Source organism: Methylobacterium sp. WL116, from assembly GCF_008039455.1.
Lineage (GTDB): Bacteria > Pseudomonadota > Alphaproteobacteria > Rhizobiales > Beijerinckiaceae > Methylobacterium.
In genome coordinates this window covers 1-1,061 of the sequence record NZ_VRUV01000905.1, presented here as the reverse complement: position 1 = coordinate 1,061, position 1,061 = coordinate 1, and the positions used below count along the sequence as shown (strand labels likewise).

Genomic DNA, 1,061 nt, shown 5'->3' with positions numbered 1-1,061 from the left:
CCTGACCGACCACCTCGACGGCGAGGTCGGGCGCTCGCACCGGGTGCTGGCCGAGCGCGGCGGCATCGGCCGCACGGAAGGCTTCACGCCGGTGCGGCTCACGGCGGAGCCGGGAACGATCCGGACGGTGGCGATCCTGGGCCACGACGGCCGCGCGCTGCTCGCCGCCTGATCGCAGGCCGTCGGCTGCGCACCCCGCCCGCCCCCGCAGCTCAGGCGGTCCAGCCGCAGGCGAGGAGCCCGCTCCGCATGTGCTCCGGCGCTGGCGCCTCGGCGACGACCGGCGGCTTCTTCGGGTAGAGCGGCAGGGCGAGCTGCCGGGCATGGAGCTTCAGGCCGGGGCCGCCGTGGCGCGGCGCGGTGCCGTAAATCGGGTCTCCCACGATCGGAAACCCCGATGCGGCGCAGTGGACGCGAAGCTGATGGGTGCGGCCGGTGACCGGCACGAGCTCGAGCCAGGCCTGGCTCCCGGACCGGCCGAGCACGCGCCAATGCGTCAGCGACGGATCGCCGGCGGGATCCGCCTTCATCCACCACGAGCGCGGATCGCTCGAGCGCCGGGCGAGTGGCAGGTCGACGCTGCCGGTCTCCTCCGTCGGGCCGCCCTCGACCAGGGCCCAGTACGCCTTCCGGGCCCGCCCGTCGGCGAACAGCTTGTTCAGGCGGGCGAGCGCCTGCGCGTGGCGCCCGAGCGCGAGGCAGCCGGAGGTGTCGCGGTCGAGCCGGTGCGCGGCCTCCGGGCGCCGCGGCAGGCCGAAGCGCAGCCCGTCGAGGTGGTCGGTCAGGGTCTCGCCGCCCTTCGGCCCCGGATGCACCGGCAAACCCGCAGGCTTGTCGATGACGAGGACCAGGGCATCGCGGTAGAGCAGGCGCGCGCCTATGTCAGGGTGGATAGCGGCGGGCGACGACATGCCTCCCGGCTAACGGTGCCGGGGCGCGGGAGCAAGGACGACATGAGCCAAGACGAGAAGCCGGGCTGGTTCGGCCGCCTGTTCGGGCGCAAGGGCGCGACCGAAGCCCCCGAGCCGCCGGCGGACTCGCCCGCCTCGCCGGCGGAGGGC

The 1,061-nt window shown here is 75.4% G+C and carries 1 protein-coding gene and 1 pseudogene; one reads left to right on the top strand and one right to left on the bottom strand.

Annotation, left to right across the window (positions count from 1 at the left end; translation table 11 throughout):
• Nucleotides 1–172: pseudogene (locus FV223_RS32230) on the top strand (tRNA (N(6)-L-threonylcarbamoyladenosine(37)-C(2))-methylthiotransferase MtaB); the annotation flags it as partial.
• A 40-nt stretch (nt 173–212) separates the two neighbouring features.
• Here the strand turns inward: FV223_RS32230 and FV223_RS28340 are convergent.
• Nucleotides 213–911 (bottom strand): RluA family pseudouridine synthase, encoded by a 699-nt coding sequence (locus FV223_RS28340; RefSeq protein WP_147729966.1) that lies wholly within the window; start codon nt 909–911, stop codon nt 213–215.
• Nucleotides 912–1,061 lie beyond the last annotated feature (150 nt).